We start from the raw sequence: 5,668 nt of genomic DNA, 5'->3' as shown, positions 1-5,668 counted from the left end.
ATAGACCCCATTTACCATAAGTAAAGCAAATAAAAACAAAAGACCAGAGTGTTATTTCAAACGCTCTGACCCCATTGATTTGCCATTGATTTTCTAATTAATATATGAAAAAAATACTATCAAAATAATCACTAATAGAATAAATATATCTGTAGCGAGAGTAGGTTTCTTCTCCTTAATAAATATTGAGTCACCATGAAAATCTCTTACTTTAAGTGTAATAAGATTCGCTACGACTAACATTAGAATAAAAGTTACAGCAATTATTTTCCCCTCAATGCCACCTGAAAATGTTACAAATGGAATATTAAAATAATTTAAAAAAAGCATTATCAGAAAAATCAAACAAAGCTGAAACAACGATAAAAGCAAAACACTTGAAACGTGAGTGATTTCGCTCTCACCTTCGATAAAGATCATTATCAATTTAAATCGAAAATAAAGAGCCTTATTCAGATCACCAAATAAAATCATATAATTCTCAGTATGCTGTAATCATCTAATGTCCTGTCCAATTACCGCCATTAGATATATCAACCATAAAGTACGCTGCACTCGCTGCTGTCCCAATTGGCCAGACGAAACCTAAGGCAGCCATACCGATATCTAAAGAGGTCTTCATCCCCGAAGGACCATTAGGCGTATTATAATTATATACAGATATACCAGCAGATGTAACAAATGAAAATCGCCCGAATAGCTTCAGCCCATTTGCTCTGCTAGTAGCAACACTTCTACCTCCTGTAGAACCATTCCCACCCCATTTTGATGAGTAGTATTTCCCATTTTTTCCTAGCCAAACACCATCACTATTGACAATTACCTGTGATGCTATGGCAGCACCATATCCTGATGAGTTATTAATTATACTACCCGTATTAACATATTCATTATATTTTCGTTCTAATTCCAACCTTTCAAGCCTAACTCTTTGTTTTTCTTCTTTTTCAATATCTGCAAGACTTTGAGTAGTGGTGCAATGTTCATTACTAGAACATTCTAATATCATCCCCGTTGGGTCTATATACTTATATGGATTGTTAGCAACATAGCTATAACGATTAAAACTATGTATATCACGGAATCCAATCGGATCATTCGAATAAAAACGCCCGATAACTGGATCATAGTATCGTGCCTGCATATAACTTAACCCTAAATCTGTATCAAATTTATGCCCCGTATATCCGACATCATCATTTGGTGCTTCAATGGTATCACCAAATGGTTTACTGTTCATGATACTGCCATTTTCTGGTATTTTAACCCCATAGCCTTCTTTAGCAATGAGTTTACTGCCTAAGAAAATATAGTTAATACCACCATCATCGGTTTCTCGATACAGCAGTTTGCCTGACTGGCTATAAAAGCTGTAACTGGTACCTTTACTGTCGGTGGTTTTTAGTCTGCGATTAAAGCCGTCATAAACATAAGTATTAGTACCTGAGCTTGTCATTTGATTGGCTAAGTTATAGGTGAATGAACGCTTACCGTTATGCGTTATATTACCTCGGTTGTCGTAACTGTTACTTTGAGTAAAGTCATAGCCTTCACTGCCGTTACCTGATAGCCCTGTTAAACGATTATTGGTATAGCTATATGTTAACGCGTGGCTGTCGAAAGCGCTATTATTGCTGTAAGACTTTATATTGCCTAATGTGTCATAGGTTAGGTTACTTGAGCCAATACCTGAGCCGCCAGAGGTGGTTTTAAGACGGTCTAATCCGTCATAAGTTAAATGAGTTAAGCTATAAATATCTGCATCACGCGTATTAGTGATAGAGGTGATGTTATCGTTGTTATCGTAACTATAACTTAAGTTAACTTTGTCTTGTCCACCTAATTTATCCATAATTTTCGACGGAATTTGACGGTTATTTAACTGCGTTTGATGGGTAATGCCATTACCATAAGTAAAAGTATTTATTATGCCATTGGGGTGGTAACTGGCTAACTCCGCAAATATTTCTGTGCCCTTTATTGCCTGTGTGGCTTGACCAAATGCGTTGGGGGAAAACGTTACTGGCGTTGTTTCATTAGGGTAAATCAATGAAGACAAGTGACCTAAGTTATCGTAATCATAATCAAGTGTTAAGCCCCCAGCAGTGCGTCCTGCAATTGTTAAGGTTTCATCTTCTAGTAGGTTCACACTGTTATAATTATATGTCTGACTATAGCCATCACCTGTAATGCTCAACAAGTTATTGCCTTTACTCATGGAAAAGGTGCGCGTTGGTGTGCCGTCGCCATAGGCTATCGTGCGCTGCTCACCACGATTATCGTAACCAAAGATGAGCTTTTGTGCATTGGTTGCGCCATGATTTGTACAATTTGAGCCTGAGACTCCTTGTGCTTGCCAAGTAATTTCACCATTAGTTGCACGTTGTAAGTAGGTATTCCCTACATCATTGCGTTTGGTCATACACAGTTGCTGTGCATTATTGTATAAACGTGTTTCAATTTGCCCACCCTGAGTAATGGATGTGGTATTACCAAAGAGATTAACGGCGATGTCAGTGGTAACTCCTTCAGGTGATACTATTTTGGTGGCTTGCTCGTAACTCGGCTCCCCATACGCAAGATACGTGGTGGTGGTTACATGTCCTTTTGCATCCGTTGTTTTAATTTGGTTGTTAGGCAAGTATTGCGTGGTTGTACTACCACCATAACTAATTGTTTGTCTTGTTTGACGTTGTAACGCGTCATACGTAAAAGAAGTGCCTAACGTTTCACCCGCAACATCAGAAGGAAATGACTGAAAGGTTACTTGGTTATTCGCGTTGTATCTTGAGTTTTGATGCACTGAAATATTCGAGGTGTTATCTGTGGTGACCACAGATAACGGGCGATATAAACCATCATAAGTAGTGGTTTCAGTGAGGTTAGTATTACTGGCACAAGCATTTCTCGCACTGTTTAACGTACAACGTTGTAACGTGCGTACGGGTTGTGTACCGGTTGAACCACCATTATAACGCCATGAATATAAGCTCCCTAAGAAGTTTGAGGGTAATTTAACCGATAATAAATTACCCATAATGTCATATTTATATTCAGTTTTATGGCTTGGGCCATCAAGTGGGGTAATGGATTTCACCCAGCCATTATCATCAATCTCACGGCTAGCGCTGATTCCTCCAGATGAGTAACGTGCAGGTATTGTGATGGTTGTTGGTTGACCACGTTTATAATCGCTGTACTTTTGATATCTATTACCACTTCCAGTAGTTAATGGGGCGTTAAATTCAATTCGTGTGACATTGCCTTTATCATATGATTTATATTCTTTTTGCCATATGCCAAATGATTTTTTCATCTGAGGTAGATTAGAATAACTACCATGATTGCTTGGATAATATTGGATTTCACTCACTGCAGTTAATGACCCCAAATGACTACCCAACTCAGTGGTTGTGGGTAAGTTAATTAACCATGCTGAAGTATCATGCAAATAACTTTGTTTGGTGTATTTTGTTTTGTTGTTGAATGAATTACTTTCTTGTTTCACCAAATTAGCGCCATAGACATTATAACTTGGGTAATTGGTGGTATACGTTGAGCCATGTTCGGTAACAGTTTTTGACGTTAAAAAGTGCTTTTGGCCTGATTTACCTTCAGTAAAACCAGCAAGTTCATTACCAAAGTCAAGGTCAATACTACCTATCATCCCTGTGTTAGCTGGCCAATTATCGTCACCATAACGCCAAGAGTTATCAATGGTTTGAATGACCGACCCATTTTTATCTTTGATGATATGTTTCAGTAATTTACCGTCTTGCCATTCAGCCCAGCGAAAAAAAGTATATTCTTCTATCGTCGTTGGCGTAGTAATAGTTGTTGTGTGCGTTTTCTTAGGCAAGCTGCCGTCTTTTTCCCATGAGCCATATGTGCTATCGCCATATTCATATTTCCATGTATAATTAAAGCCCTCACCACTAACGGTTTTCTTGTTTACGCCTAAGTATTCTATATATTGAGACTCAACGGCTGAATTACCCGCCGTAATCTCAACGTTCATACCCGGTTTAAAGCGTAATACGTCTGAAATCTCATAGGTAGCAGTAGCTCCTTCTGGGTGCTTTAAGCTAATACTGAATATTTGTTTGGGCACACCTGCTCTAGGTGTACGACTAGCAAGCGAATATAAATTCGTAAACTGCCAAAATTTATTATCGGGTCTTGTTACCGTTTCAAGGCGTTTAACTATTCGATTATCAATCGTTTCATTAACATAGCCATATTGCCATGTTCGCCCATTGGCAGTAACTGATTGGATATATGGGTCATCAGCGGTCGCGTAATTTACGGTAATGGTACGACCATCACTTGAAGTAATGCTTTCTAGACGGCCCCCCCTATTACCTGAGTCATAACCATTTGGAGTTCTTATAATATGTAAGCTGTAGTCATAAGTCACCGTATTGCCAAAACGGTCTTCAACTTTACTCGCCATCGCGCCGTGTAACATAGTTCTGCGTATTCGACCATTGTACTTCGCTGGTGCCTGCTCTCTGGAAACAAAAACATCAAAAGTATATTTAGTACCATTCGGTGACAAGGCTTCAAAACCTTCGCCATTGTCTGTATTTATACACTTTATCGCCCAGTTATCTTTAGTGATACGGGTATAACCAGCCGGTAAATTAAACGGAATAGTAGAAGCGTCAGGCTCCAATATCATGCCGTTATAGCCGTTACCATCGTTGAGCGTTAGCCCGCCAAAAAAATGTGTAGCAAGTACATATTGATTAGACTCATGGGGCAACATTTGTGAGCATCTGTTAGCATGCCAACTAAACCCTAATCGCCCAGAGATATAAGGCACATCAAGCCCCCAATGGATAAAAGGCGTAATAGGAGATGAATTAGTAGGTAAATGACGACTTAACTTAACCGGCAAATTAAAATTACCAGGAATAGTCACGTCCGTATGGTGAAAGTTCAGCGTTCCTGTATTAGGGTCAATACTGTCGCCCATGAAAGAGGAAGGGTTTAACATCCTGACTTGATTGCGATCTTGGATGGTAAATAATTCAGAAATAACTTCATCCTGATTAGAGCCAGGATCATCAGGATCGGGTTCAGCTATTAGATAGGGCTCAAATCCAGGATAAGGATTGGGAATATAGGCTGGCGCTGGTAAACCTAAAGGGGGTAAGCTAATATCATAAGGCGCACTGATGATATTTGAAGAAAGTATACAAGAGGCAATAACCACACAGTGATAGATGAATTTTTCCAATGGGCTTATTTTCATAATATCTCTCCTTCTGAGCCTGTCTCGACAACAGGTGTCCCTAAAACATCCGTGTGGATAAAAATAGTTTTGTGAGTCGGCACTTCGTTTAAAACTTTTATATCAAATGTTGACAAGGGTATCGGTTTGGACACCTTCCCGTCTGTGACTGAAATAGTTATATCAGTAACAATTCCTATATCGCTTGCTTTTGGGGTGCCTGATAATTGACCCGTAGAGTTACTAAAGTTCGCCCAAGTTGGCTTCCCTTCAATATTAAAAGTCAAATTATCATTATCGATATCATTTGCTATTGGAATGAAGCTATATGCTTGATTAACTGTTGTCGATGTTGAAGGAGTCCCTGAAATAGTTGGAGGGTTGTTTTCTGGCTCAGGCTCACTCACCGTAATACTTCGACAAGGATATGGT

General features: G+C 39.0%; 2 protein-coding genes. Both read right to left on the bottom strand.

What is annotated here, in order from left to right:
• Positions 1 to 499: 499 nt before the first annotated feature.
• Entirely contained in the window at positions 500 to 5,257 is a 4,758-nt protein-coding gene (locus RM573_RS17350; RefSeq protein WP_311585105.1) for an RHS repeat domain-containing protein, read from the bottom strand.
• Positions 5,254 to 5,668 (bottom strand): putative Ig domain-containing protein (locus RM573_RS17345; RefSeq protein WP_311585102.1); only part of this gene is annotated, 415 nt, incomplete at its 5' end. The genes RM573_RS17345 and RM573_RS17350, both read right to left, overlap by 4 nt.

This window comes from Thalassotalea castellviae, assembly GCF_031846185.1.
Lineage (GTDB): Bacteria > Pseudomonadota > Gammaproteobacteria > Enterobacterales > Alteromonadaceae > Thalassotalea_H > Thalassotalea_H castellviae.
The sequence above is the reverse complement of the archived record's forward strand: the minus strand, read 5'-3'. Positions and strand labels throughout refer to the sequence as shown.